Origin of the sequence: Streptomyces sp. NPDC058674, assembly GCF_042716505.1 — a bacterium.
In the GTDB taxonomy this organism is placed as follows: domain Bacteria; phylum Actinomycetota; class Actinomycetes; order Streptomycetales; family Streptomycetaceae; genus Streptomyces.
Window position 1 is genome coordinate 24,619 of record NZ_JBHXSC010000036.1, and the last position, 24,814, is coordinate 49,432.

19 protein-coding genes and 1 pseudogene are annotated in these 24,814 nt (G+C 70.2%); 6 read left to right on the top strand and 14 right to left on the bottom strand.

Features of this window, described 5'->3' with window-relative positions:
- Window positions 1-339: 339 nt before the first annotated feature.
- Both ACFWU6_RS19625 and ACFWU6_RS19630 read right to left on the bottom strand, forming a co-directional pair.
- The gene (locus tag ACFWU6_RS19625; RefSeq protein WP_383982160.1) at window positions 340-2,466 is read right to left on the bottom strand and encodes a protein kinase; all 2,127 of its coding nucleotides are present in this window, start codon (window positions 2,464-2,466) and stop codon (window positions 340-342) included.
- Between the two features lie 1,032 nt (window positions 2,467-3,498).
- Complete coding sequence (locus ACFWU6_RS19630; protein ID WP_383982162.1) at window positions 3,499-4,230, bottom strand: peptidoglycan-binding protein; 732 nt, start codon at window positions 4,228-4,230, stop codon at window positions 3,499-3,501.
- Between the two features lie 554 nt (window positions 4,231-4,784).
- Here ACFWU6_RS19630 and ACFWU6_RS19635 point away from each other — a divergent pair.
- Window positions 4,785-5,668 (top strand): annotated as a pseudogene (locus tag ACFWU6_RS19635) (IS5 family transposase); the annotation flags it as partial.
- Between the two features lie 248 nt (window positions 5,669-5,916).
- On the opposite strand, the gene ACFWU6_RS19640 reads toward ACFWU6_RS19635, so the two are convergent.
- Window positions 5,917-7,107, bottom strand: coding sequence for a glycoside hydrolase family 64 protein (locus tag ACFWU6_RS19640; RefSeq protein ID WP_383982164.1), 1,191 nt, complete (start codon window positions 7,105-7,107; stop codon window positions 5,917-5,919).
- Window positions 7,108-7,385: 278 nt separating this feature from the next.
- Here ACFWU6_RS19640 and ACFWU6_RS19645 point away from each other — a divergent pair, with 278 nt between their 5' ends.
- The gene (locus tag ACFWU6_RS19645; protein WP_383802021.1) at window positions 7,386-8,486 is read left to right on the top strand and encodes an AI-2E family transporter; all 1,101 of its coding nucleotides are present in this window, start codon (window positions 7,386-7,388) and stop codon (window positions 8,484-8,486) included.
- A 193-nt stretch (window positions 8,487-8,679) separates the two neighbouring features.
- Entirely contained in the window at window positions 8,680-8,835 is a 156-nt protein-coding gene (locus ACFWU6_RS19650) for a hypothetical protein (protein WP_383802018.1), read from the top strand.
- A 396-nt stretch (window positions 8,836-9,231) separates the two neighbouring features.
- On the opposite strand, the gene ACFWU6_RS19655 is transcribed toward ACFWU6_RS19650, so the two are convergent.
- The 4 genes from ACFWU6_RS19655 to ACFWU6_RS19670 all read right to left on the bottom strand — a co-directional run bounded on the left by ACFWU6_RS19655 (window position 9,232) and on the right by ACFWU6_RS19670 (window position 14,027).
- On the bottom strand, window positions 9,232-9,876 hold the full coding sequence (locus ACFWU6_RS19655) for a hypothetical protein (RefSeq protein WP_383982166.1): 645 nt from the start codon (window positions 9,874-9,876) through the stop codon (window positions 9,232-9,234).
- A 300-nt stretch (window positions 9,877-10,176) separates the two neighbouring features.
- Window positions 10,177-11,703, bottom strand: coding sequence for a hypothetical protein (locus tag ACFWU6_RS19660; RefSeq protein ID WP_383982168.1), 1,527 nt, complete (start codon window positions 11,701-11,703; stop codon window positions 10,177-10,179).
- A 124-nt stretch (window positions 11,704-11,827) separates the two neighbouring features.
- Window positions 11,828-12,982, bottom strand: a complete 1,155-nt coding sequence (locus ACFWU6_RS19665; RefSeq protein ID WP_383982170.1) for an aromatic acid exporter family protein — start codon at window positions 12,980-12,982, stop codon at window positions 11,828-11,830.
- Between the two features lie 166 nt (window positions 12,983-13,148).
- Window positions 13,149-14,027, bottom strand: a complete 879-nt coding sequence (locus ACFWU6_RS19670; protein ID WP_383802009.1) for a SigB/SigF/SigG family RNA polymerase sigma factor — start codon at window positions 14,025-14,027, stop codon at window positions 13,149-13,151.
- Window positions 14,028-14,262: 235 nt separating this feature from the next.
- Here ACFWU6_RS19670 and ACFWU6_RS19675 point away from each other — a divergent pair, with 235 nt between their 5' ends.
- The gene (locus tag ACFWU6_RS19675; protein WP_383802006.1) at window positions 14,263-14,889 is read left to right on the top strand and encodes a TOPRIM nucleotidyl transferase/hydrolase domain-containing protein; all 627 of its coding nucleotides are present in this window, start codon (window positions 14,263-14,265) and stop codon (window positions 14,887-14,889) included.
- A 264-nt stretch (window positions 14,890-15,153) separates the two neighbouring features.
- The gene (locus tag ACFWU6_RS19680) at window positions 15,154-16,422 is read left to right on the top strand and encodes a YhgE/Pip domain-containing protein (protein WP_383982172.1); all 1,269 of its coding nucleotides are present in this window, start codon (window positions 15,154-15,156) and stop codon (window positions 16,420-16,422) included.
- 43 nt (window positions 16,423-16,465) lie between these two features.
- Here the strand turns inward: ACFWU6_RS19680 and ACFWU6_RS19685 are convergent, their stop codons facing one another.
- The 7 genes from ACFWU6_RS19685 to ACFWU6_RS19715 form a co-directional block, all read right to left on the bottom strand.
- Entirely contained in the window at window positions 16,466-18,433 is a 1,968-nt protein-coding gene (locus ACFWU6_RS19685; protein WP_383982174.1) for a helix-turn-helix domain-containing protein, read from the bottom strand.
- Between the two features lie 130 nt (window positions 18,434-18,563).
- Window positions 18,564-19,943 carry an MFS transporter gene (locus tag ACFWU6_RS19690; RefSeq protein ID WP_383801997.1) on the bottom strand — a complete coding sequence of 460 codons (1,380 nt, stop codon included), beginning with the start codon at window positions 19,941-19,943 and terminating at the stop codon, window positions 18,564-18,566.
- 55 nt (window positions 19,944-19,998) lie between these two features.
- Window positions 19,999-20,718, bottom strand: a complete 720-nt coding sequence (locus tag ACFWU6_RS19695) for a 3-hydroxybutyrate dehydrogenase (RefSeq protein ID WP_383982206.1) — start codon at window positions 20,716-20,718, stop codon at window positions 19,999-20,001.
- 219 nt (window positions 20,719-20,937) lie between these two features.
- Entirely contained in the window at window positions 20,938-22,410 is a 1,473-nt protein-coding gene (locus ACFWU6_RS19700) for a 3-hydroxybutyrate oligomer hydrolase family protein (RefSeq protein WP_383982176.1), read from the bottom strand.
- A 425-nt stretch (window positions 22,411-22,835) separates the two neighbouring features.
- The gene (locus ACFWU6_RS19705; RefSeq protein ID WP_383982178.1) at window positions 22,836-23,498 is read right to left on the bottom strand and encodes a GPP34 family phosphoprotein; all 663 of its coding nucleotides are present in this window, start codon (window positions 23,496-23,498) and stop codon (window positions 22,836-22,838) included.
- An 88-nt stretch (window positions 23,499-23,586) separates the two neighbouring features.
- Window positions 23,587-23,766, bottom strand: coding sequence for a hypothetical protein (locus ACFWU6_RS19710; RefSeq protein WP_383801989.1), 180 nt, complete (start codon window positions 23,764-23,766; stop codon window positions 23,587-23,589).
- Window positions 23,767-23,973: 207 nt separating this feature from the next.
- Window positions 23,974-24,174 (bottom strand): hypothetical protein, encoded by a 201-nt coding sequence (locus ACFWU6_RS19715; protein ID WP_383801986.1) that lies wholly within the window; start codon window positions 24,172-24,174, stop codon window positions 23,974-23,976.
- A 204-nt stretch (window positions 24,175-24,378) separates the two neighbouring features.
- On the opposite strand from ACFWU6_RS19715, the gene ACFWU6_RS19720 reads away from it, so the two are divergent.
- Entirely contained in the window at window positions 24,379-24,810 is a 432-nt protein-coding gene (locus ACFWU6_RS19720; protein WP_383801983.1) for a GNAT family N-acetyltransferase, read from the top strand.
- Window positions 24,811-24,814: the final 4 nt, after the last annotated feature.

Genomic DNA, 24,814 nt, shown 5'->3' on the forward strand with positions numbered 1-24,814 from the left:
CACGGAGTTGGTCAAGGGCAGACGGGATCAGCGATGATGATTCGGCAGGTACGGACTTTCAGGCAGGTCACGGGGCGTCGAAAATTCCATGATCTTGGAAGCCGTGCCTGTTCCGCTCTCCCTGGCCGATCAACCTGGCAAACCGCCATGAACCGGATTTCGGAGTACGTCGAAGCCCTCGCCCGCCATCTCGGCCGCCGCGAGTACATGAGCGACACCGTCCAGGCTGTCGTCGGCCTGCTCTCCACCGGCAGAGAGCCAACCTGACTTGGCACGATCGAGCTGAAAGACCACCCGGCGGGGCGCTCGACGTCTCACCACCCACTATGCAAGAACTAGTTAGCTAATGCCTCGGCGCCGGAGTATCTCCAGTCGCTGTCCGGCGGAGAAGGCACGAGCGATACTGCCGCAGACCGCCGGGCCGGCAGCCGCGCATTTGGTTCCGTAGTGCACCCCGACGGTGATCACAACCAGGATGAAGACGTACGCGGGCGTGTCCTTAAGTTGCCCCGCCTGGACTCCGGCCCCGATCGTGGCGATAATCGCGGCGTAGAGCAGCATCGTCCACCACCACTGCTCATAACCACGAGCGAAGCGACGGCTCGCGTCAGGTGTGGTCGACAGGAAGTCCTCGGACTTCCGTAGGAGATCGTTGGCTGTCGACCACGTGGCCCAATTGCTCAGGGCGACGGCCACGGCACCTCCCGCACATGTCCAGGGCCACACCCAGTACCAATCGGAGCTGAAAGTGGAGAGCACGGTCGTCGGGACCGCCACCAGAGCCATGGAGCGCATCGCGACCTCAGTACAACGGGCGCGAAAACCCGGTATTCCACGCGTCGTCACCCGAGCTAAGACCGTCTGGTAGAACTTGGCCGCCACCAGCCCTTGGGAAAGGGCGATGACTTTGGCGTAGAGCTCGGGTCCGGTGGGCAGCCCTTCTGCCTCACCGACGGCGATGGCCTGCACAGTGACCAAGGCTGTCTTGGATACGATGAACCACCACGCCAGTGAGGACAGGGTGGTGAAGAGCAGCAGGTACCTGTCGTAGGGCCCCCGGAACTCGGATTCGTCACGACACTGCCGCCACTGCTCGAACTGGGTTGAGAACTCGCGTGAGGTAGGAGCCACACGGGACGCCAGGTACCTGAGGAAGCTCGCCTCGGCTACCGGTTCTTGGTGGACGAGTTCGAAACAGAAAGCCAGCCGCTGGCGGAGGATGTCATACCCAAGTCCCTGTGCGTGGGGTACGGCGAGCAGTCGACGCTCGGGGCGTTCTTCTATCAGATCCTCCAGAAGACGCCCCAGATTGGGGCTGGTGGACCAGATGATCTCTGGTGTCCGCCCGTCGCGCGGCGGTGCGCCAGCCAGGATCTGCATGAGGATGATGCCGAGTGAGTAGACGTCGGCGGTCTGCGACGCCTTCTTGTTGTTTTTGATCTCGGGTGCGACGTAAACGGCGTCGTCATGTTCGGCGATTCCTACTTGCCGGCTGTAAAGGTGATTGATGCCCAGGTCGATGAGCATCGCGTTGCCCTGCGCGTCGATGATGACGTTGTTGGGCGACAGGTCGAAATGCTGGCGCTGGGGATCGGCGTCGACGACAGGTGTCCGGCAGGCGAGTTCGTGCAGGGCTGTGGTGACTTTACCCGCCACTTCCTCCGCCATAGCGATCCTGGCGGCCATGACCGGAGACCCTGCCTCGAACCCTGCGAGGATCTCTCCGAGGGTTTCTCCCTCCTGGAAGGGCATCAGCACCCACTGCCCGGAGGAGGCGGTGGGCTTGACCACTTGCGGCGAAACGGACTGGGCGCCGTAGCGCTGAGCGTATTGATCTGTAGCCCGGGAAATGGCGGCCAGCTTGTTCCAGGGAAACAGAACGCATTTGACGGCCAACGGGCTGCGAGCACCGGCCTCGTTGTCCGGAACTCGTTTGTTGCCCCGCAGGATAAATGAAGTGGTCCCCGCCTTGTGGTACCGCAGGCTCGGAAAGTCCACGGTCGACCAGAAGTCCGCTTCACCGGGGCTGGTGGTTGGGTGCCCGAGGGGGCCATAGACCAGCTCGATCGCCCGGCCGATCGCCGGGTCGGGGAACAGCGAGTCGGCATAGCGATCGGCAAGGCGCTGCTTCTCGGCATCGGGTGACTCGAAACGCCGAGCCAGGAGAGTTACGTTGAGGCTGATCAGCGAGACGAACCCGATGACAGGTGCTGTGGGCCCGTCTGGTTCGTCCAACAGGCGCTGGCGCGCCGCATGGAGGGATTCAGAAAATGTACTGTTGTCCGTTCTCTCGAAATCGTAGTCGGTGATGTGGTCCAAAATGTCTCGGAGAATGGCCACCGTCGCGGCCGTCATCACTGAATCGTCGACGGTTTCCACGATGCGGCGTCTGCCGTCCGCTGTGGTACGGCCGTTCAGTTCAGCCAGCAGCACATCAGCAAAGGCTTCGTTCGGCGTCGCGCTCACAGCACCCCCCGTGTCCCCCGTCTTTCACCTGTTCGATCCCCAAACATTCGACCCACAGAAGAGGCCCTGCCGCCGCCAGTCCCGCGGGCCCTCCCACTCGCAAGTGATCTCCACGAGGATGCCCCGCTTGTTAGTCCGAAAATCCTCGTGGCTTCGCCCTACGCCTGCGTCCAGCCCGATCAACCGGATGTCATCCATAGCTTGTACTACGCCGCCCCCTCGTACTCCTCAGCCTCGGATGATCAAGAACCGGACATCACGCGACTACGCCGAAGCCCTGTCGCCGCGGGTGAGGAGACCGCAGTCATCGCGAAGGAGCTGCGGGTGAGTGTGGGGTCGTAGGAAGGTTCGTCAGGCCGCGACCAGACAGCTCTGTGATGGAAATGGGAGGGAGCGTACGGAACAACGGGCGGCCGCTCACCAGGTTGTGATGGTGCTTCCGCGCCCTTCGCACTTGGGACACGGATCACCGATACGCGTCCCCTTATGGATCCAGACGTGCACCAGCCCACCACCCCTGCAATGGGAACACGTCGCTTCGGTACGAAGATGTTCGTGGCGATACCCGCCCTGAGAAGGCACAAGTGCACGTGTTATCGCCACAAGAACTGCCGCGCTACCCGCAATGATCATCAACAGCTCGAGGAACCCTCCGAGCTCGTCGTCCGCAGACCACATGGGGAACTTCTTCTGCACGAAGAGCCAGGCACCGCCGAGCGGGAGAACGATGAACGCCCCTAACACGAGCGGTAGGCCAGCTCGGCTGGCACGCGACTCAGGCTCCTCGAAGTACCTCCTGGGGCGCCCAGCGGTCAAGTTGCACTTGCTGCAGTGGAGGCGTTCCTGGGGCTCCGCACTCAGCCAAGTCCCGCATTTGGTGCAGCGTCCCGAAGCTCCGTACGGCCCCATAAGCAACCCCCTGATCAACCCAGCAGCTATTCGGAAAGAGCACCTGATTCTGCCACTAGACGGGCGGCACGGGTAGATCGCACACCAAAGGCCGAAGCTGTCATCCGCGCGGAGTGGGAAGTTCTACCCCCAGCATTTCCCGCCGCGCTCGACGCGGAAGGTTTCCCCGCCCTGGAGGGAGCCGGCGTAGTCCCCGGTCGTACCCAACAGGCAGGCATTCGCTGCTGCCGCCTCCTTCGCAGTCGCCTCCAGGTCGTGGGCCGCCCATTCACTCATGTGATCACAGAGGTCCGTCTTGACCAGTTCGATGTACTTCCCAGCAATGGGGAGCTTGCCGACGAGCAACCCGCCTATGTTGCACTGGACGAGCTCCTGATTGCTCTTTTCCAGCTTGTACCCGTCGGGGTTGTCGGCGATCTGACGGGTGAAGGTGCGGTTGAAGACATATGTGCCCCTCTCCAGCTTCCACTCCGGCCGTGGAGCAGGTGCGGGCGGTGCCGGAGGGGGCGGTGCTTGGATAGGCGGTGCAGGGGTGGCGAGGGCGTCCAGGATGGCGCGTTTCGTCTTCGGTCCGGCGATTCCGTCTGCCCTCAGGCTGGGCGTATGCTGGAAGCGGATGATCGCCTGCTTCGTCTTGACGCCGGCGATCCCGTCTACCGCAAGCTGCGGCCGGGTACCGAGCTGGTTGAGCTGGTGCTGGAGCTCGGTGACACACGGTCCGGCGTTGCCCTGGCCGATCTCGGCCGGGCAGTCAGTATTCGCGGCAGCCGGAGCGATCTCAGCCGCGTCGGCCTTCCAAAGGCCCAGCCCGACAACCGTGCAGAGCACGACGCCCGACCCGATGACCTTGCGCATGGTCCTCCCCCCCCGGCGTTCGAACCAGTAGGTCCAAATTGGACCCCGTCCTGGCCCTTCCAAGTGTTCCTTGAACTGTGCGACTTCGACGAGGCCTTCGGCAGGGGCGTGGGAGCCTCCCGCAGGGGGTTGAACACTCCCGCGCGCCTCTTGACTGGGGCCCGTCCAGGTGAGCCGAAGGACTAGAACTCGTCCGGCCGTCCATGTCGGGCTGCCCGGCTTTTACGCCTCGGGGGTGACGGTCAGTCGAAGGTGATCAACGCCGTCGAAGTCCTCTGTTTGGTCTTCGACGGCTGAGGCGTCGAAGCGAAGGGTAAAGCAGGGGTCCGCGCCCATGAACTGTTTCAGATTCTCGCGGCCTCCGTGGTCGAGAGGGCGCGAGAACACTGCCTCCCACGCACCCATGCTGGCGGTGGCCGTCGCTCTGATCGGGATGCGAGCCAGGCAGGTGGATGGGTTGGCTCACCACTCCAGATGCGCCGTCTTCTCGTAGTGGTCCATTCCTCGATCGTAGACGCCGGTACTCCCCATCTGAGCTGCTCGTTGTTCCGGGCATGGGGCGGGGTGATCTGAGTGATGCCGAGTGGGAACGTCTGCGTCCGTTTCTGCTGGTCAGCAACAGGCGTTGTGGCCGGTGGCGGGAACACCGGCAGGTGATCGACGGGATTCTGCATCGGGTGCGGACCGGTGTTCACTGGCGAGATCTGCCGGAACGCTTCGGGCCGTGGAAGACGGTTTACGAACGGCACCGGCTGTGGTCTGCCGACGGGACATGGGAGCGTTTGCTCCAGCAGGTTCAGGCCGCAGCCGACGCCGCAGGCGAGATCGACTGGGACGTCTCGGTCGACTCAACCATCGTTCGTGCGCATCAGCATGCGGCGGGTGCCCGCACCGGCCCACCGCCGGCGCCCGGCTCGAAAGGGAGCCGAAGTCCCCGAACACCACGACGAACGCCGTGGCAGAGCCTGCACGCCCGCCTGGTGGAGGTGGTGCGGGAGGTGAGGGCCTGGGCCGCTCGCGGGGCGGGTTCACCACCAAGCTCCACCTGAGCGCGGATGGCCGCTGCCGCCCGCTGTCTCTGATCGTCCCACCAGGTCAGCGGGCGGACTGCACCCAGTTCAAGCCGGTCTTGGAGAAGATCCGTGTCCCGAAGCTTGGGCCGGGCACGCCCCGCAGGAAGTCCGACAGCGTCGCCGCCGACAAGGCATACAGCAACGGGCCCATCCGGAACTACCTGCGGCGCCGGGGCATCCGGCACACGATCCCCGAGAAGCTCGACAGCCAGGCCGTCCGCCTACGCAAGGGCTCACGCGGCGGGCGGCCGCCCGGTTTTGACGACGAGCGGTACAAGAAGCGCAACACCGTCGAGCGCGCCATCAACAGGCTGAGGCAGCACCGGGCGGTGGCTACCCGCTACGACAACCGCCGTTACGCAGCCTGCCCTCCAGGACGTCGACGATGGTCTCGCGGGGCAGCGTCTCCGTGGGCCCTCCCGGGCACGGTGGCGTTCGCGTACGTGAGCGGTCAGTGGCTGAGTGGGCTGAGTGGCTCAACCAATCGGAGTGTCCGGCGTCCAGGGGGCTGCGCGCAGCGGGAGTTCGCACGGCGGTCCGGGTCGATGGCGCGGCACGGTGCGGGGGTGCGGGCCCGTTGCCGGGTCCGCACCCCCGCACCCTCGGCGGAGTGCTACGGGTTGAACGGTTCCAGCGTCATGAAGGCCTCCTGCGGATTGCCGTAGTGGACCAGCGACTCGTGGGCGCCCACGTCGTCGAAGGCGAAGCCGTAGGCCTTGCCGTCGACCATCTGCGCGTGGATGGCGCGGGAGAAGTGGTTGGTGACGGCGTCCTTGTAGAAGTCGGCGCTGCCGGCGTCCGGCTGGTTGGGGTTGGTCAGGAGGGTCGAGCGGTTGTAGCCCGCGCACAGGGTGCGGGAGATCGGGCCGCGGACGAGGTCGTTGGGCGCGTCCAGGAGCTTGTAGCAGCCGAAGACGCTGTCGGAGTCCGGCTTCTGGAAGCTGGTGACCACGGCGCCCGCGTCATTGGTGAAGTTCATGACGTTGCCCGAGACCCGGCCGTGGTAGCGGGTGTGCGGCTGGTTCGCGAACGGCGTCACCGTGAGCGTGGAGGAGCTGTACTTGCTCCAGACGCGGTTGATGTAGTCGTTCATGACACCGGCCGGGAGGGCGCCCGCCTCGATGCCGTGCCCGGGCGCGAGGGCGCGCAGCGGCGTACCGTCGGGACGGTTCTGGATGAGCCCGCCCCATCCGGCCGCGCGCAGCTGAGCGAACACGGCCCCGTACCCGCCCGGCTTGAGCCGGCCGGTGGTGCTGACCGTACCGCCCGCCGCCTTCACGCCCACCGCGTACGGGACCGAGAACTGGTCGACCTGGGTGCTGTTGATCCACAGGCCGGCGTCGTTGAGGGTGTACTCGGACCAGTTGAAGAGGACGTTGCGGTTGGGGTCCGACGGGTTCTGCACGGCGGGCTGCACCAGGCCGCCCGTGGTGAGCTTGAAGACGATCTTCTGACCGATGGAGAAGTAGACGCGGCCCGAGAACTTGGGCATCCGGATCGTCTTGGTCTGCCCGACGGCCGGACCCGCTATCGAGGCGTCGGGCGCGTTGGTGGGGGGATTGCCGCCCGCGGGCCAGGGGTGGAACGTCCCGTTGGCGTCGGCCCAGCCCTGCTGGCCCGTGGAGAGCAGCGTGCCGAGGTTGTAGATGTACACCGGTTCGCTGCGTGCGGAGTTGTTCTTGATCGTCAGGGGGATGGTCGCTGGTATGGCCGTCGCCGGGGTCGACGGATCGAGGACCGTCAGGCCCGTGCCGAGCACCAGCGCCGAAACCGCGAATGCCAGGAGTCTGGATAAGCGAGACACGCTTGTCCTCCTTGTGGGGGGGACCTCCCGTCGGCGGGAGGTGGGGGCGCCCTCGGGGCTCGGCGCAGAGGCGGCGGATGCATGCGTTGAATCCTGAGAGCGCTCTCAGCCTCCAGCCGCGTTCATCTCCTGTCAATGCACCGGACACGGCTCGAACGGCGCCCGGGCGGCGGCCGCGCACGCCGGCCGGCGCGGTCGGCCGTACCGCTGCGCACGGGGCTTTCTTGCGGGCGACGGGGGGTGCCGGAGCGCCGATGCGCTACCCATAGGGTGGCCCCATGCCTGCCACGTTGAGTTCCACGAAAACCGCCGCCGCGCTCCGGACGTCGGCGCGCGTCTCCGTCGAGTTGTTGCTGGTACTCGTGATGGCCGCAGCAGCACTGTGGCTCCTGGGGCGGATGTGGTCGATCGTCTGGCCGCTCATAGTGGCCCTGCTGCTCACCACCCTGACCTGGCCCCTGGCCGCGTTCCTGCGCCGGCGCGGGTGGCGGCCCGCCTTGGCCGCGTCCCTCGTGACCGTGCTGTTCCTCGTCCTCGCCTCGGGGATCGTGGCGCTCATCGCGGTGCCGGTGGCGTCCCAGTCCGGCGAACTCGCCGACGGCGTGGTCGAAGGCATCCAGAAACTGCGCGGGTGGGCCGCCGGGCCGCCTCTGAACATAGGCGACGACCAGATCACCGGGGCCTTCGACGCCGCGGTCGCACGCATCCAGAACAGCGTCGGCACCGCGGTCTCCACCGTCGTCACCGGCGTCAGCACCGTCTTCAACGGCCTGGTCACCGCCATTCTGGCGCTCTTCCTCATGTTCTTCTTCCTGAAGGACGGCCCGCGGTTCCTGCCGTGGCTCACCCGCCAACTCCCCGGGCGGCTCGCCACCGACGTTCCGGTCGTGGCCGCACGCGGCTGGGAGACCCTGGGCTCGTTCGTGCGGTCCCAGGCCTTCGTCGGCCTGCTCGACGCCGTCTTCATCGGCCTCGGCCTGTGGATCGTGGGCGTGCCCCTGGTGCTCCCGCTGGCGGTGCTGACCTTCGTGTCCGCGTTCGTACCGATCGTCGGCGCCCTGTTCGCCGGTCTGGTCGCCGTACTCATCGCGCTGGTGTCGAACGGCCTGACGGACGCGCTGATCGTGCTGGCGATCATCGTCGGGGTGCAGCAGCTCGAGGGGAACGTGTTCCAGCCCATGATCCAGAGTCGCGGACTCGGCCTCCATGCCGCGGTGGTCCTGCTGGCGGTGACGCTGGGCGGCAGCCTCGCCGGCGTCGTGGGCAGTCTTCTCGCGGTACCAGTGGCGGCGTTGATCGCGGTGGTCTGGAACTACCTGCGCGAGCAGCTCAGCGACCCGCCGCAGGTGCCGGACGCCGAACCCGCCGCCGCTTCCTAGGTCCTGTCGTCAAAGCAGCGCCGCGGGCCAAGCGGGACTTTGACGACAGGACCTGGTGCCGTGACCGGGACGGCGCACCGGCACCGGCGCCTCCGCGCGGACCGGACGGGGCCGTCCGGCCGGACACCGCCCGAACCCGCCTACACTCGTTGAGCCCAGAAGCGGGCTCCGGACCGAGAAGGGACGCCAGACCTTGAGCACGGCACATGACGCTCCGATCTATGCCCAGTTGATACGAGAGCGCGGGGACGTACCCGGCCAGGTGCGCCGGGAGGCGGAGCAGATCCAGCGGGAACTGGCGCGGGTGCTCGCCCCGGCGCCTTGGGCGACGGGCGGCGGCTTCCGGTAGGCCCCCGCGCGCCCCGCGGATCGGTCACCCGCGGAGCGGCCGCGCACCCGGTGCTCGTGGTTCGAGGTCAGCAGCGTCCCGAGGGGCCGAGCGCAGGGCACCGGGCCCATGAGTTCGCCCCTCACGTCCAGATCATGTCATCGGCCGCGAAATATCCGCCGGTCGGGCGTGACACCGGCGGGCCCTCGTCGTTGAACCGGGCGGTCAAGCGAAGGCCATCACACGAGGACCCCGGAGGCCCCATCAGGCCCCCGGGGTCTTCGTGCGCGAGGGACGGCCCACCCGGCCGCTCCGGCGGCAACCCCGCCCCGCTCGTCCGCATACGGCGCCGCGTGCGGCGAAGGCCGCACCCCCTCAGTGCGGGAGCGCGGCCTTCGCGAGGGGCCCGTACGGGATTCAGTAGCGCGGGCGCCGGAAGTAGTCGCCCGCCTTGGCGAGGCCGACGACGACCCAGATGCCGAGGCCGATGCCGATCGCGCCCATGAACAGGGAGAAGACGGAGGCACCGACCGGCGTCTGCTCGGTGGCACCGAGGCCGGCCAGGTTGACGAGCACGCCGAGGCCGGAGAACAGGGCCTGCAGCGAACCGTAGACGATGCCGGAGACGCGGACGCCGGTCCGGCCCTTGCCCAGCTTGGCGGCCGTGAGGATGGGCCACAGGGCCACGGCGATGAAGAACACGCCCAGAGCGACGAGGAGTCCGCTGGCGAAGGCTCCCGCCTCCGCCGACGAGGAGCTGGAGGAGCCGGAGAAGGCGGCGGCGAAGACCGCGCCGCCGAGGATGACGACCAGGCCCATCAGGCACTGGAGGCCGCCCAGGACGAAGAGGATGACGCGGGCGGCCTTCGCGCCGCCGGGCATCTCGACGGGCGCGCCCGCGTATCCGGCCGGCCCGCCCGGGTAGCCCTGCTGCTGCGGGTAGCCGTAGCCGGGCTGCGGCGGGACCCCCTGGGGGGCCTGCTGGGGGTAGCCGTAGCCGGGCGGGCCCTGCGGGGCCTGGGGCTGCTGTCCGTACGGGTTGTTCGGGTCGCCGAAGCTCATCTTGGGGTGTTCCTCCGTGGAAGTGCGGGGACGCACGGCATACGCACGGAGGAGTCTGCGTCTTGCGGTCCGCCCCCCGGCCCTGCCCGCGGCACTGCTGTACGCTGCATCGTCGTCTGACCGGTAGGGGATTGTCCAGTTCGCCCGGCGGGCGCGGACACCGAAGCGCGCCGCGTCCGCAGCACACGGCCTGCTCGCCCGGCCCGTACGCACCGTCGGCCACCCCGCACGCACCGTCGGCCGCCCGGCGTGCATCGTTGCCCGCCCTCCGCACGCCGTTGCCCGTCCGGCACGCGCCCGCTACGCGCCCTTGAGCCGGCGGACGACCTCCTCGGAAACGCGGCGGTGCAGTTCCGCCAGTTCCCCGGCGCTGTACGCTCCGAGGTCCCCGGGGTCCCGGGTGCCGCCCGGGGTGGGCTGGCCCTTCTGTTTCTCTTGCTCCCTGCGTTTGAGCTCCGCCTCTTCCGGAGATCCGGGAGCGGCGTACGCGCACCGGATGAGCGCTCCGTCGGCGGACTTCAGACAGGTCGCCTCGCGGCCCGCGATCTGCCCCCTGCCCTCGACCCGGTACCGGATGTTCTGCTCGCTTCCGACGGTGGCCGTCCAGGTGCTGCCGCCGGTGGGAACGACCTCGAACACCATGTCGTCGTTGTAGCAGCAGACGTCCCGGTACTCGGCCTTGATCAGCGCGACGATCGCCTTCGGCGACGACCACGTCGGTTCCAGCCGGTGGACCGTCATGGGGGCGAGCCCGCGGCCCTGATGGCGGGTCGGGACCGTCGACACCGCCACGACCGAGCTCGCCTCGCCCTGCGGCGTGAGGGGCGTGACGTAGGCACTGCGCCCGCTCCCGTCGCGGTACTGGAGGGTGAGCTCCGATTCGTTGCCCTCGTTCGCGCCGTCCTCGGAGGCGTCCCAACCACTGCGCTCGAACCACCAGTCGGCGAAGCCGCCGACCGCGGCCGTCGCCTCGCGCTGCCGGGCGGCGATGCTGATCGGGTAGGAGGGGCCGGCGACCGAGGCGGTATCGGTGGTGATCCTGAGCTTTCCGGTGCGCCCGTCGTAGAGGGCGAGGCCGGCGGGCCGTTCGGTCACCACCAGGAATCCGGTCTGGCGTTTGAGGGGTACGACCACGGTCGGCGTGTCCCCCGCGCACACCACGTAGGCGTCGTCGGCGTCGAACCGGAGCCCGCGCTTCTCTGCGGAGATCTTCCGGCCGAGGTTGTGGTTGAACCAGCCGCCGATCCGCGCGTCTGCGACGTCCACGTCGAATTCGCAGCGCTGTTGGTTGCGGCTGTTGCCGCCGAGCGGTATGTCCTGGACGAGGCCGACCTCGTAGCCGGCGAGCCAGCCTCGGCGTTCGACGAGGGTGGAGAAGCGGTCCGAGTCCGGCAGGTACGTGATGTCGGCGATCTCCCCGGTGACGTCACCCAAGTGCGGGGCGGCCTGCGCCTTGCCGACCAGGTAGGGCGCCCGGGCGGCCAGCTCGGGCACCGGTTCGGACACGATCCGTACGTCCTCCATGTACGCGCGGTCCTGGAGGTAGGCGCCGTACACCAGCCACCCGACTGCGAGGACCAGTCCGACGACCGCGCCGGAGCACCCGAGGGCCACCGCCGCGTCCCCGCCCCGGTTTCCCGCCGTGCGGCGCAGCAGTTTCACCACCAGCCACAGCAGGGCGGCGAAGCCCGCGACCAGCAAGGGCAGGGCGAGCCAGGAGAACAGCTTCCGCAGCTCCCACAGCACGATCGTGGTGTAGTACGAGGCCCACCACAGGACCAGACCCGCGAAGAGAACGGGTATTGCCAGCTTCAGTGCCCGACCCATCAGCGCCCCCCGACGTCAGCTCCCTCGATTCTGCACCGCGGACCGGGGCGTGTCAGCGGCTCGGCCCTTCCCGTCCTCACGGATTCCGGAAGGGTACGGCGCGTTCCGCCGGCGGATCCACCCCTCAGGACGCGGGGGCGAGGGCCTGGTGGCCGGCGCGGAGCTCGGACAGCAGGCGGCCGGCGTCCGTGAGGAGCGTGCCCTGCAGGGTGTGCACGCGGGGCGGGGCTTCGGCCGGCGCCCGTTCCTGCTCCTGTACGCGCTCCAGTTCCGCTTCCGCGCCGTCGATCCGGTCGGCGAGCCGTTCCGGATCGGTGGGGGACGTCTGGCCTATCTCCTCCGTCGCGGCGGCCCCCTTGCGGAGCACCGAACTGAAGCCCGCCCTGAAGGAAACGGGCAGGTTCTTGATCTCCTCGCTGTCCAGGGCGTAGTCGAGGGTGCGCGTCATGGAACGAAGGTGGTCCATGGAGCGTTCGGCGACGGTGACGGCCTCACGGGCACGGGGCAGGGCCGCGTCGGCGCTGTCCGGGCCGCGGCGTGGGTGGAGACGGCTGTTCTCGATCTCGGTGTCGATGCTGTGCCGGATGCGTTCGCAGTCCGCGGAGAGTCTGCGCCCGTCGCGGCGCCATTGCCGTACGCGCTCCGCGTCGGGGTCGTTCCCTTCGAGGATCTCGGCCAGGCCGTCGAGGCGCCGGCTCATGGCGGTGTAGAGATCGGCGACGGCCTGCTGCCGGCGGTGGACGTGGCGGGCGGGCGCGAGTACGAGGTGGGCCGCGAGGCCGCAGAGCGCGCCGAGGGCCACGGAGGCGGCCAGGTAGCCGATGTAGTCGATCCGTCCCTGCCCGGAGGAGAAGGCGAAGAAGCCCACGATGGCGACCTGCGTGCCCTGCTCCCCGAAGCGCCGGATCCTCCCGACGCAGAGCGCGATCAGCGTGAGCAGACCGAAGGTCCAGCCGTGGATGCCCACGGCCGATGCCAGCGCGGCGGCCAACGCGGCTCCCACCGCCATCGCGAGCAGGTACTGGGCGGAGTCCCGCACCGAGCGGTACACAGTGGCCTGCAAGGCGACCAGCGCCGTGAACGGGGCGAACGTGGACACCGTCGGCGGCAGCAGGTAGCGCGCCAGCACCCAGGCGACCATCGCCGCCACCACCGTCTTGGCACCGAGGATCAGATCGTCCCGCTCGTTCCCCGGCCCTCGTACGGCGCGCCGCAGGTAGTCGCCTCTCTCCGCCGCGGCCGTCCGGACACTTCTCAGTACCTCGCCCCACCTGGGCACAAGCAATCACCTCACCGGGTCCGTCTTCCCCGTCGGCCCGCGGCAAACGTCGGCGGCGAGGAGAGGGATGACACTCCGTCGTCTCCGGCGCGGCGCGGCGGACCCCTGTGCGGTCCACCGGCGGGCCCGGGCGCGGTTCGCCGACGGGCCCGGGCGGCTCGTCGGATCAGGCGGCGAGCATGCCTTCGCGGAGGCGGGTGAGGATGCGGGCGAGGAGCCGGGAGACCTGCATCTGGGAGATGCCCAGGCGCTCGCCGATCTCCGCCTGCGTCATCTCCTGGCCGAAGCGCATCTGGATGATCAGCTTCTCGCGTCCCTCGAGCCGGTTCAGCAGCGGCGCGAGCGTGTGGAGGTCTTCGAAGAGCTCCATCGCGGAGTCCTCGGCTCCCAGTACCTCGGCCAGGGCGCGCGGGGCGTTGTCGGAGGTCTCGTCCTGCTCGTTGTCGAGGGACTGGCTGGAGTGGCCCGCGGCCGCGACCAGCCCCTCGATCACGTCGTCCTCACTCAGCTCCAGGTGGGCCGCCAGCTCCTTGACCGTCGGTGCCCGGCCGAGGTCGGCGCCCAGCTCCTCCTTGCCCCTGGCCAGCCGGATGCGCAGCTCCTGCAGGCGCCGCGGGACGTGGACGGCCCAGGTGGCGTCGCGGAAGTGACGCTTGATCTCCCCGGTGATGTAGGGGAGGGCGAGGGTGGTGAACTCGTTGCCCAGGGCCGGGTCGAAGCGGTCGATGGCCTTGATGAGCCCGATCGTGCCGACCTGGATGAGGTCCTCGATCTCGGTGCCGTCGGTGCGGTTGCGGAACCGACGCGCCGCGAACTGGACCAGGGAGAGGTTCATCTCGATCAGCGTGTTGCGCACGTACTGCCGCTCCGGAGTGCCTTCCTCCAGGGTGCGGAGCCTCTCGAAGAAGACCTTCGACAGGGCGCGGGCGTCACCCGGGGCAACCTCGCGGGCCTGAACGACCTGCGGCAGGGCGGCCGCAGGCTCGGCCGCATCCACGTGGTCGGGCGTGGTGGCGGCCGATCGCTGCGTGGCGAGGATGTTCACTTTCAACTCCCTGAAGACACTCGACTGCACCGCGGAGGGCTCCGCTGACGCAGCGTCCTGTATGGCTGCGCACGAGCATCGCCCCTCACCCCCACACCCGTCAAGCATTACGTGAAACAAATTTCGTGAGTTCCGTTGCCCCACACCGCCGGCCGGGCCCGGGGCACCGCCGGTCGCATCCCGCCCGGGGCAGAAATCCCCGCCGATCCGGCCGGAGAACGTGCAGACTCGCTCCATGGCGAACATGCGGGCGTTCCGGGACGCGGTCCACTGCCGGGCGGCCGGCGGACCCGGCGGATCCGCCGCGCCGGCGGGGGAACTGGCCGCTGAACTGGGCTTGCGTACCGCGGTGTTGCTGGAGGGGCCGAGTGACCTCGCGGCCGTCGAGGCGCTGGCCGCACGGCGCGGCCGGGACCTCGCCGCCGAAGGGGTGTGCGGGGTGTCGATGGGCGGCGCGATGAGCGTCGGCCGCTACGCCGGCCTCCTCGGACCGACCGGTCTCGGCCTGCGCCTGAGGGGGTTGTGCGACGCGCGCGAGCAGCCGTTCTACGACCGCGGCTGGGAGCGGGCCGGGGCGCCGGGCGAAGGGGTCTTCGTGTGCGCGGCGGACCTGGAGGACGAGCTCGTCCGCGCCCTGGGCCCGCCGCGGGTCGAGGGGATCATCCGGGCGGAGGGCGACGAGCGGGCCTGGGAGACCTTCCTGCGCCAGCCCGCACAGCACGGCCGTCCCCGGGAGCGGCAGTTGCGGCGCTTCCTCGGCACGAAGAAGGGCCGCAAGATCCGTTACGGCAGTCTTCTGGTGGACGCCCTCTCCCCCGACCAGGTGCCGGCCCCGCTCGACGACCTCCTGGCGAGCCTGTGACCGTCCCGGACCGCTCCCGCTGTACGCCGGGGCGGCGGTACGCCGATCGTCCGCACGGCACCCCGGCCTTCCCCGCCGGGCATCGCCTTCCCGCGCGTCCCACGGCCGCCGGCACTGGTACAGCGGGGGGAAGAAGGGCGGGGCGAGCGGCCGGATTCACCCCCACGGGCCTCTTCTGATGTCTCCTGGGCTCGGCAGGACGTCCGTCCCGCCGGCCTCGACCACTGTCCGGTCGCCCGCACCGCCGGGAACCCGTGGAGACTCATGTCCGTGCCCGCCGCCCCTGAAGCAAGAGCCGCAACACTGCTGCGCCGCCCCCGGCTGTGGCTCGTGCCCACGCTCCTGTCGGGACTGCTCGCCCTGCTGCTCTCGCTGCTCTACATGGGCGGCATCGTCAACCCGGACGCGGACCTGCGCGACCTGCCCATCGCCCTCGTCAACGACGACACGGGCAAGCCGCCGGCCGGGCAACGGGAGAACCTGGGCTCGCAGATCGTGGCCGCGATCGCCTCCGACACCGCGGGCGGCAGGGCCGACTGGCGTCTGCTGACCCGCGCCGGGGCCCAGGACCAGCTCGACTCCGGAAAGGTCTACGGCGCCCTCGTGGTCCCGGCCGGTTTCACGGACTCCGTCGCCGCACTCAGCACCCCCCGGGCCGCGCAGCGGCCGACGATCACCGTGCTCACCAACCCCGGAAAGGGAAGCCTCGGGTCCTCCCTGGCCGGCCAGATCACGACGCGGGCCGCCCACGAGGCGTCCCGGGCCGTGGGCCGGCAGCTCACCGCGTCCGCGGGCGACCGGTCGGACCCCACGGCGGGGTTGCTGCTCGCCGACCCGGTCGAGGTCGTCACCCGGGTCGGCCATCCGATCGGCCCGCGCAGCGGCCTCGGTCTGACCGCCTTCTACTACACGCTGCTGCTCGTGTTGGCCGGGTTCATGGGCGGCAACGTCATCAGCAACGCCGTCGACACCGCCCTCGGCTACGCCGACAACGAGATCGGCCCCTGGCACACCCGCCGCCCGACCGTACCGATCAACCGCACCCAGACGTTGCTGCTGAAGATGGTGATGACCGCGGGCATCACCCTCGTCAGCACCGCCCTCGTCCTCCTGGCGTGCGTCGGCGTCCTCGGCATGGACGCGTCCCACCTGCCCCTGTTGTGGGTCTACTCCTACTGCGCGGCCCTCGCCGTCGGCTTGGGCGTGCAGGCCATCAACGCCGCGTTCGGCGGGTTGGGCCAGCTCGTGTCGATGTTCGTGTTCATCGTCCTCGGCCTGCCGTCCTCGGGGGCCACCATCCCCCTCCAGGCCGTTCCCGGCTTCTACCGCTTCCTGTCCCACTTCGAGCCGATGCGCCAGCTCAGCGACGGGGTGCGCGCGATCCTCTACTTCGATGCCCGCGGGGATGCCGGACTGGCGCGCTCCTGGGTCATGATCGCCATCAGCACCGTCCTCGCCCTCGTCTTCGGCTTCGCGATGACCGCCTACTACGACCGCAAGGGCCACAAGCGCCTCACACCGCAACCGGCCTGAACGGTCCGCATCCGCGTCCAAGCCCGCGCCCGGCGGCGACGGTTCACGTCGGCTCGCCGAGCCGGGAGTCCCCGCGGCCCTGCCCGTCCCCCCGCCCGGTTCCGACCGTGCCGCCCGGTGACACCCGGGCGATGCGGAGGGCCAGTTGGATCTCCAGCACCCTCTCCGGGGTCTGCCAGTCGGCGCCCAGGAGCTGTCCGACGCGGTCCAGGCGCTGCACCACGGTGTTGATGTGCACGTGCAGGGCCTCCCTCGCCCTGGACTGGCTCATGCCGACGGAGAAGTACACCTGGAGGGTGTGCACGAGTTCGGTGCCGCGTCTCGCGTCGTACTCCATGACGGCGCCCACGGTCTGGCGGACGTACCCGCCCAGGTCCGTCTGGTCCCCCAGCAGCACTCCGAGGAAGCCCAGGTCGGCCAGTGCGGATCCGGCGCCGTCGTGCCCCAGGGCGCGGAGCGCGGCCAGGCAGCGGCGTGCTTCCGCGTGCGCGTCGGCGAAGCCCGGGGGGCCGGTGACCGGACCGGCGGCTCCCACGGTGACCGGGGCTCCCACGGTGTGGCGCAGTTCCTCCGCGAGGGCCCGCGCGCACGCGCTGGGCGTATCGGACGGGCAGACGAGGACCACGTCGTCGTGGTGCAGTCCGGCCAGGCCCCTACGGGTCTGCGCGGTGCGGGCGGCGGCGGCCAGCAGCCGTTGCCGTGGCGCCGTTTCGGCGCGCAGTACGAAAACCGAGTGCGGATGGCCGAGGTTCACCTTGAGCCGGCGGGCGCGGGCCGACAGGCTCGTGGAGTCCGCGGCCCGGGTGAGCAGGTCTCCGAGGAGCTCACCGCGCACGCGGTCCTCGGCCTCCGCGACGGAGCGGCGCAGGAGCAGGAGCAGGGCGGTGACCACACTGGCCCGTTCGAAGAGGCGGCGGTCCGCCTCCCCGAGGTCGGCCCGCCCGGTCAGGGCGATGCTGCCCAGGAGTTCGTGCCCGGCGAGGACGGCGCACACCCAGGTCCCCCGGACGGGGACCGCGCGTCCGCCCGCCCGGGAGGTCGCGACGGCCTGCGCCGAGGGGGGTTGGGGATCGGCGCCCGACCGGGCGAGTTCGGCTCCGTCCGCGTCGTGGATGAGGGTCCCGCCCTGGAGCACGGTGCCGATGGCGGTCGCGACCTCGGCGATGTCCCCTCCGCGCAGGACCAGGTCGGTCAGCCGGTCGTGCGCGTCTTCGGCCCGCCGCATGGCCTGGCTGTGCGCCTCGATGGTCTGCGAGGCCTCGTTGAGGTCCACGAGCGCGGAGCGCGTCTCCTCCAGCAGCCGGGCGCTGTCGATGGCGATGGCCGCGTGGTCGGCCAGTGAGGAGAGCAGGGCCACCTCGTCGGGGGTGAAGGTCCGCGCCGTCCGGTCGGCCGCGTACAGTACGCCGATCACCCGGGCGCCCAGGCGCAGCGGGACGCCGAGGATGGCCCGCAGTCCCTCCTCCGTGACCGCGCTGTCGATCGGCGTGGTGTGCTTGAAGCGCGTGTCTTCGCGGTAGTCGCCGGTCGTGTACGGGCGGGCCGTCTCGGCGACAAGGCCCCCGAGCCCCTCCCCCATGCCGAGCCGCACCTGTTGGAACGCGGCCGACACGCACCCGTCGGTCACCCGCATGTAGGTGTCGCCGGCCTCGTCGTCGTTGAGGGACAGGTACGTCACGTCCGTGCCCAGCAGCAGTTTGGCGCGGTGCGTGATGGCTCTCAGTACCGCGTCCAGGTCCCTCAGTGCCGCGAGGTCTCCGGCGGTGTCGAAAAGGGCGGCGAGCTCCACCTCGCGGCGCCGGTGCTGGCTGAGCGTGCGCCCGATGCGCAGCGCCACCCCGGTGGCGTCGGCTATCGCCGCCGCGTCCGCGTCGGAGGCGTTCGCTTCCCGGGCCGCCTCGGCCGGTCCGCCGAACCGGTCGAGCGGTGCGCCCTGCGCCAACAGGTCCAGGAGCTGCCGCAGGGCTGTGAACGCCTGCCCTTTGCCGGGGTTCTTCGCCGTGCTCGGCATGGGCGGGTCTCCGTGGTGTGGATGCGGTCGGGTGCGCGCACCGGTTGCCTCCCCGCCGGACGGATGCGCGGTGCGGTGCCCGCCGTCCGGCGCCGGTGGCGGCGCGGTCCGGCGGGCGGGCCGCAGGAGCTCAGCCCCCGGCGGGGATCGAGTCGTGCGGGGCGGGACGGCTGCCGGGGACGGTGACCTCGGTCGGGGCGTGGTCCTGTGCCAGGTTACGCCCGCGGGTCTCCTTGGCCAGCAGGACCGTCAGACTGGTGATCACCACGGCGACGGCGAGGTAGATCGAGATCGGCAGGGACGAGCCGTGGTCGTCGAGCAGTGCCACGGCGATGATCGGGGCGAGGGCCCCGCCGATGATCGAGGCGAGCTGCGAGCCCATGGAGGCCCCGGAGTAGCGGACCCTGGTGTCGAACATCTCCGAGATGAAGGCAGCCTGCGGCCCGTACATCGCGCCGTGGAAGAGGAGCCCGACGGTGACGGCGGCAGCGATGGCCGGGAACGACTTCGTGTCGAGCATCGCGAAGAAGGCGAACGCCCATCCCGTCATGCCGACCGAGCCGATCAGGGTCACCGGGCGGCGGCCGATGCGGTCGGAGAGCGCCCCCCAGGCCGGGATGGTGACGAAGTGGACGGCCGAGCCGATCAGGACGGCGTTCAGGCCCGCGCTCTTGGACAGTCCCAGATGGGTGGTGACGTAGACGAGGAGGAAGGCGGTGATGATGTAGTAGGAGATGTTCTCGCCCAGGCGGACGCCGATCGCCGTCAGGACGCCGCGCCGGTGGGTGCGGAACACCTCGGCCACCGGGGGCTTCTCCTTGCGGCCGGACGCGGCCTGCTCGTTGGCCTTGGCCTGGGCTTCCAGGAAGACCGGGGACTCGGACACCGAGACGCGGATCCACAGGCCGATCCCGACGAGCAGACCGGAGAGCAGGAACGGGATCCGCCAGCCCCAGGCGAGGAAGGCCTCGTCCGACTGGATCGCGGCGAGCAGCGCGAGGACGCCGGTGGCCAGCAGGTTGCCTCCCGGTGCGCCGGCCTGGGGCCAGGAGGCCCAGAAGCCGCGGTTCTTGTCGTCCCCGTGTTCGGAGACCAGCAGGACGGCCCCGCCCCACTCACCGCCGAGGGCGAAGCCCTGGATCAGGCGCAGCAGGGTGAGCAGGATCGGGGCTCCTACGCCGATGCTCGCGTGGGTGGGCAGCAGACCCATGGCGAAGGTGGCGCCGCCCATCATGAGCAGGCTGAGTACCAGGAGCTTCTTGCGGCCGATCTTGTCGCCGTAGTGTCCGAAGACCATGCCGCCGAGCGGCCGGGCGGCGAAGCCGATCGCGTAGGTGAGGAAGGCGAGGAGGGTGCCGACCAGGGGCTCGCTGCTGGGGAAGAACAGCTTGTTGAAGACCAGTGCGGCCGCGGAGCCGTAGAGGAAGAAGTCGTACCACTCGATGGTGGTGCCGATGAGGCTGGCGCTGATGACGCGGCCGATGCCGGTTCTGGGAGGCTGGTGTGCCATGGCGTGATACCACTTTTCGGCTGGGGGCGTGAAGGGGAGGGGAGCGGGGGGCCGTTCAGGCGGCGGTCCAGCCGCCGTCGACGGGGATCGAGGCGCCGGTGATGTACCCGGTGTGCGGGCCGCAGAGCCACACGGTGACGGCCGCGACCTCTTCGGGCCGGATCATTCGCTTGATCGCGGAGCGGCCGAGCATCACGTCGCTGACCACTTGGTCGGCGTCGATCCCGTGTGCGGCGGCCTGTGCCTCGATCTGTGCCTCCACCAACGGGGTGCGTACGTAGCCGGGGTTGACGCAGTTGCTGGTCACCCCGTGCGGAGCGCCCTCCAGGGCCGCGACCTTGCTCAGCCCTTCGAGGGCGTGCTTCGCGGTGACGTATCCGGCCTTGAACGCGCTGGCCCGCAGGCCGTGGACGCTGGAGATGTTGACGATCCGGCCCCAGCCGTGCGCGTACATGTGGGGCAGGGTCCGGCGGAGCAGGAGGAAAGGGGCCTGCACCATGACCTTCTGGATGAGTTCGAAGCGATCCGGGGGGAATTCGGTGAGCGGCGCCACGTGCTGGAATCCGGCGTTGTTGACCAGGATGTCGACCTCCGCCGGGAGTTCATCGATGAGTTCGCCCCGGGCCAGATCCACCACGTGGGCCCGGCCGCCGATCGCCTCGGCGGCGGCCGCGGCCGACTCCCCGTCGAGGTCCACCACGTGGACGAGGGCCCCGGCGGCCGCGAGTGCCACGGCACAGGCCCGCCCGATGCCGCTGCCCGCGCCCGTCACCATGGCGGTGCGGCCGGCCAGGTCGACACCTGCTGTCCCGTCGAACGCTGTCCCGTGCGACGCTGTCCCGTCCGACGCGGGAGTGCTTCCGCTTGTCATGGCGGGAATCATGCGCGACGTTCGGGCGTCCCTCCCATGTGTGGGTCCACCACAGTCGGGCGCCGACTTGTGTGTACGTCCTCCGGCAGGCGGCTCCCGCGGCGCCGCCTGCCCGGGGCGCCGTCACCGGGCGTCGAGCCGGCATCCGGTGAGCAGGGCTTCGGAGTCCTGGGCCGTGGGGCGGGGCAGGGTGCGGCTGGAGGGCGGTCGCACACCGCGGTCCACCCAGGCCTCCAGCGCGGTGAAGGCGGAGCGGTGGCACGGCACCAGCGGGCGGAGGCGGTCAGGGAAGGCGTCGTACAGGGAGTCGACGTGCGTCCCTCCTTCGATGCGGTAGTACCGGAACAGGTGGCCGCGGCCCGCGTCGCGCACCATCGCGGCGTAGACGTCGGAGCCACGGCTGATGGGCAGGAGTACGTCGAGGGTTCCGTGCAGGGTGATCAGCGGTTTGCCGATGCGCCCGGTCAGGGCGATCTTCGATACCGCGGCGCGGACGCTCCGCGGCCGGGAGCCGTAGTCGTAGTCGGCGTCACAGGCGGGCGTACCCGGTGCGCAGAACGGGTTCCCTGCCTCCAGGGCGCCGTCGTAGTCCGGGTCCAGCTCCTCGCGGTAGATCCGCTGGGTCAGGTCCCAGTAGTACTGGTGGTGGAAGGGCCACAGGAACTCCGATCCGGTGGGGAAGCCCGCGGCGGTCATCTCCCGCCGGGCGCGTTCGGCGCCCGCGCCGCCCGCCGCGTACACGGGGTAGGCGCGCAGTGCGGGCGGCAGGAAGGTGAGCAGGTGCGGTCCCTGCGCCCGCCAGAGGGTGCCCTCCCAGTCCACTCCCCCGTCGTAGAGCTCCGGATGGTGCTCAAGCTGCCACCGCACGAGGTAGCCGCCGTTGGACATGCCGGTGACCAGCGTGCGGGCGGCGGGCCGGTGATAGCGCTGTGCGACGACGGCCCGTGCGGCGCGGGTGAGTTCGGTGACGCGGTCGTTCCACTCGGCGATGGCGGCGCCCGGCGCGTCGCCGTCCCGGTGGAAGGCGGCTCCGGTGTTGCCTTTGTCCGTCGCCGCGAACGCGAACCCGCGGGAGAGGACCCAGTCGCCGATGGCCCGGTCGTTGGCGTACTGCTCGCGGACGCCGGGTGAGCCCGCGATGACCAGGCCGCCGTTCCAGTGGTCGGGTAGGCGGATCACGAACTGCGCGTCGTGGTCCCAGCCGTGGTTGGTGTTGCCGCGGGAGGTGTCCGGGAAGTACCCGTCGATCTGGATGCCGGGCACGCCGCTCGGCACGGCCAGTCCGGCCGGCGTCAGCCCGGCCCAGTCGGCCGGGTCGGTATGCCCCGAAGCCGCGGTTCCCGCCGTGGTCAGCTCGTCCAGGCAGGCCGTGGCCTGGTGTTCGGCGCCGGGCACCGTCAGGGGGGCCGTCGTCGGGCAGCGGCCGGTCCGGTCGCTTTCGCCGTGGGGTCGGGCGGCGGCGGGTACGGCCGCGAGGACCACGAGGGCGGCCGCCGCCGCGGCTGCCCGCCGCAGCGTCCTCCCCGCGCGGGCCGGTCTCCCGCCGCGGGTCGGCCCGGCTTGGTTCGGCCTGTGCGGTGAGGGGGCTGTGGACACGGATACCTCCGAGGGGAAGCGGAGTCTGGGGCGCCGCCACCGCCGCCGCCCCCGCCCCTTCCGGTGCCGTGGTGGCACTTCGGTGGACAGCGGCTCAGGACATCTTCCATGCGGTGACATGGCGGCTCCCGGTACGGGTGACGCGCGACCGGATCGGATCACGCGGCCCCAGTCCGGCCTTCGGCGTGGGCGGCCGGGACAGTGGGGTGCCCGCAAAGGTAGGAGCAGGAGCCACCGCCGCAGAATGGCGCTGCACCCCACAACCTGCCGTCCCACCGGTGGTCCCGGCCCCGTTGCAGCATCGTGGACGCCCTGCTAGTGCTGGGGCCGTGGAGGGGCCCGGGGCGGCGAGTCCGAGGTGCGTGCCCCGGTCGCTCCACCCCGCGCGTGTTCTCGGGGGGTCGGGCGCTGACCGACGGAAGGGCCTAACTGCCGGCCGCGGCCGCGGTGAGCACAGTGGCTGCGACCATCGCCGCCTGCATGTCGCGGATGGCGGCGCGGACGCTCTCGGCCGCCCATTGTCCTGTGGCGACCTCCGCCATCCGCGAGACAACCTGCTTGCGGTGGCCGTCGGGGAAGGCCAGACGGTGCAGCCTGGCCGAGTGGATCAGTGCGATGAGGCCCGCTGTCCGTGTGTCCGGCTCGGCGCCGTCCAGCACCACGGCCCGGAGCCGCTCCCGCAGTTCCCGTTCCACCACTCCGTCTGCCTCGGGGAAGCGGCGTACGGGGAACACGCCGAGTGCCTTGCGCTTCTCCTCCACGACCACCCCGCGGGTGCACAGGCTCTCAAGCGCTGCGGCGACGGCCTTGGACTGGTCCTTCGTCAGCCACTGCGTCACCCGGCGCTTGCCGCGACCCCGCATCCACGTCTCCATCAGCGCCAACCGACTGTCGAGCAGTGCATCTCCGGTCGACGTCGTGTCCACCAGCTCGAGGTCCTTACCCGTGACGGAAACCCTCCCGGCCAGCACCAGTTCGAGCAGGACCCCGCCCGCCACCGCCCAGCCGACGGCCTGCCGCTGCTTTGCCGAACCGGACTCGTCGTCCAGGGACAACAGCATGACCTCCTCGGCCAGCGTGATCGCCATGTCCGCTCCCCCCGTTCGCCCGGTCATCACATTCCCTTGGGTCAGACGACCGGCTCCCCGGAAAGGTTCCACAGGGGCGGGGGGCGGACTACGCGGCCGTGACGACGGAGGCCTTTATGGCCGCGGCCCACTCCTCCAGGAGCGCCGCGTGCCGGACGCGTTCGGCGTCGGACAGGCGGCCCTCGGCGCGGGCGAAGAGGCCGCGGATGTCGGTGTTGATCTCGGCGAGGGGGCGGTCGGGGACCGGCTGGTCAGGGGTCGGGCTCACCTGATCAAGGGTAGGCGGGGGGTCCGACAACCGTACTGAGTGTCCGTCATGCGGACGCTGGGGTGGCGCGGTCCGCCGGATGCGGCTGGCTGATCCTGCCCATTCCGGTGCTTCCGGTGGCTCCAGGTGATCCGGATGGCCCGGATGATCGACCTCCCGGCCGGCCGCGCGACGGCGCGGCGGCCGGGGAGCGCCGGAGCGGGGTGCTCAGTTGTCGGAGCCGACCGTGTTGTCGTGGCCCGCGTTGAAGACGTCGTCGGCGGCGAACTGGAACCAGTCGCCGAAGACGATCGTGTAGGAGTTCTGCGGGGCGACGTCGACCGTCACGTCGGCCGTGGCCGCGGAGGCACCGCCGAGGACGATGGCACCGGCGGCAAGGACGGAGAACAGGGTGCGCGCAGAACGCATGGTTCCACCTTCCAGAGAGAGACAGAAAGGGACAAACAGCACAGCACAAACTAGAGAGGGGCCGATCCGCTGTCCTGCGGCGCGTCCGGAGCGGGGCGAGGGCCAACCGATTGGCCGTACCGCGGCCGCGGTCCCGAACGGCCCGCGCGCAGGGGCGACCCCGGGCGCTCCGGCCCGTCGGACGGGGCCCGATACCCTGACCTCATGAAGATCATCGACTTCGAGCCGGGCGATCCGCGGCTCACCGAGGACCTGCTCCCCGTGCTGCTCGAACTGCGCACCCACCTGACGGAGGACCTGTTCCGCTCGATCCTCGCCGAGGGCCACGGCCAGGGGCTGCGCTTCAGCGGCGCCTACGACGCGGACGGCCGCTGCGTGGGCGCGGCGGGCTGGCGGGTCGTCGCCAACACCTACCAGGTGCGCAAGTTGTACGTCGACGACCTGGTCACCAAGGCCGCCGCGCGCTCCACCGGCGTGGGCCGCGCGCTCCTCGCCCACCTGGAGGAGCACGCCCGGACCGCCGGCTGCACCGCTCTCACCCTTGACTCCGGCACCCAGCGGACCGACGCGCACCGCTTCTACTTCCGGGAGCGGATGGCCGTGACCGCCTTCAACTTCGAGAAGCCGCTCGCCTGACGGC

Bases quoted from the DNA above. Each gene is read 5' to 3' on its own strand.
- ACFWU6_RS19630 (WP_383982162.1), bottom strand. From the start codon at position 4,230: ATGCGCAAGGTCATCGGGTCGGGCGTCGTGCTCTGCACGGTTGTCGGG.
- ACFWU6_RS19645 (WP_383802021.1), top strand. From the start codon at position 7,386: ATGCCTGCCACGTTGAGTTCCACGAAAACCGCCGCCGCGCTCCGGACG.
- ACFWU6_RS19655 (WP_383982166.1), bottom strand. From the start codon at position 9,876: ATGAGCTTCGGCGACCCGAACAACCCGTACGGACAGCAGCCCCAGGCC.
- ACFWU6_RS19660 (WP_383982168.1), bottom strand. From the start codon at position 11,703: ATGGGTCGGGCACTGAAGCTGGCAATACCCGTTCTCTTCGCGGGTCTG.
- ACFWU6_RS19675 (WP_383802006.1), top strand. From the start codon at position 14,263: ATGGCGAACATGCGGGCGTTCCGGGACGCGGTCCACTGCCGGGCGGCC.
- ACFWU6_RS19680 (WP_383982172.1), top strand. From the start codon at position 15,154: ATGTCCGTGCCCGCCGCCCCTGAAGCAAGAGCCGCAACACTGCTGCGC.
- ACFWU6_RS19685 (WP_383982174.1), bottom strand. From the start codon at position 18,433: ATGCCGAGCACGGCGAAGAACCCCGGCAAAGGGCAGGCGTTCACAGCC.
- ACFWU6_RS19690 (WP_383801997.1), bottom strand. From the start codon at position 19,943: ATGGCACACCAGCCTCCCAGAACCGGCATCGGCCGCGTCATCAGCGCC.
- ACFWU6_RS19695 (WP_383982206.1), bottom strand. From the start codon at position 20,718: ATGGTGACGGGCGCGGGCAGCGGCATCGGGCGGGCCTGTGCCGTGGCA.
- ACFWU6_RS19705 (WP_383982178.1), bottom strand. From the start codon at position 23,498: ATGGCGATCACGCTGGCCGAGGAGGTCATGCTGTTGTCCCTGGACGAC.
- ACFWU6_RS19715 (WP_383801986.1), bottom strand. From the start codon at position 24,174: ATGCGTTCTGCGCGCACCCTGTTCTCCGTCCTTGCCGCCGGTGCCATC.
- ACFWU6_RS19720 (WP_383801983.1), top strand. From the start codon at position 24,379: ATGAAGATCATCGACTTCGAGCCGGGCGATCCGCGGCTCACCGAGGAC.